This window comes from Streptomyces sp. NPDC029674 (assembly GCF_044903205.1).
In the GTDB taxonomy this organism is placed as follows: Bacteria; Actinomycetota; Actinomycetes; order Streptomycetales; family Streptomycetaceae; genus Streptomyces.
Window position 1 is genome coordinate 1 of sequence record NZ_JBJDPY010000075.1, and the last position, 1,046, is coordinate 1,046.

Annotated in this window: 2 protein-coding genes; both read right to left on the reverse strand. The window is 73.0% G+C overall.

Going from position 1 to position 1,046, the window contains the following annotated elements; genetic code table 11:
• A partial coding sequence (locus ACI2L3_RS40470) for an HNH endonuclease (protein ID WP_404757466.1) occupies positions 1 to 855 on the reverse strand: 855 nt, incomplete at its 3' end.
• Positions 855 to 1,046: hypothetical protein (locus tag ACI2L3_RS40475; protein WP_404757467.1), on the reverse strand; the 192-nt coding region annotated here is incomplete at its 5' end. The genes ACI2L3_RS40470 and ACI2L3_RS40475, both read right to left, overlap by 1 nt.

A 1,046-nucleotide genomic window follows, 5' to 3' on the forward strand; every position in this document is an offset into this window, starting at 1 on the left:
CGCGCGCTGGCGCTCCGGCCGGGACGCGGTGTCGCGCACGCCCTGACGGGGTGCTGCGGTCGCGTCGCCGGCGGTGCTGCCTGCTGCGTCGGTCGGTGCTGCGGTCGCCTGCGCCGGCGCGCTCTCGCGCTGCGGTGCCTGCTCTGCTGCGGGGGTGGTGCTGCCAGCCTCCTCGGGAGCGGTGGGTGCGGGGACGACGTCGTGCTCGGCCAGGAAGGCCAGGGTGTCCGCGCCGTACAGCGGGTGCTCCGGCGGCGGCATCAGGGCCCGGTCGAACGAGGTGTTCTCCTCGTCCTTACGGGCGCTGTTGCACGACCGGCACGCGACCACGAGGTCCTCGGGCGAGGCCGCGCCCTGCCCCGGACGCACATGGTCGTAGGTCGCGCCGCGCCCCGACTTCCGGTCGCGCCAGGCCACGGTCTTGCCGCACCAGCGGCAGCCGTCACCGTCGCGGAGCCGCACGGGCACCGTCAGCTCGGGGTTCGCGACGTCGTTCCGGCGCTGCGTCTCCCAGGCCCGCTCCTTCTTCAAGAGCATGTGGAAGAGGTCCTTCTCCTCCACGAGCCGGAACGCGCGCCGCGGCACACCCTCGGCGTCCTCCGCCGTCGTCTCGACGAAGTACCCCGCACGCACCGCGGCCGCCACGAGCGCCTCGAACCTCGAGCTACCGGCCATCACGCGGGCAGTACCGACCGTGACCACGTAGTCGCGCTCGTGCTGCGCCGCCATGACCGCGCAACGGGCCACGAACCCGAAGAGCTCGTTGACGATGCGGTCGTCCGCGTCGTCGGCCTCCATGGCCGCCAACGCGATCGGGTGAGTCGCGCTGGCGTCCGAGACCTTCAGCCACGGCATCAGCCCTCGCCCTCAACACCCGCGAGCGCGGTGCGGATGCGAGTGGCCGTTGCCTCGAGCCACTCGGACTCGTCGGACATCCCGCCGGAGAAGTCGCGCAGCTCCTCAGCCTCGGCGTCGAGCCGGACCGCGAGGTCGAGCGCGGCGCTGAGCGCCCGGTACATGACCTGCTCGACTTCGAGGACGTCCTG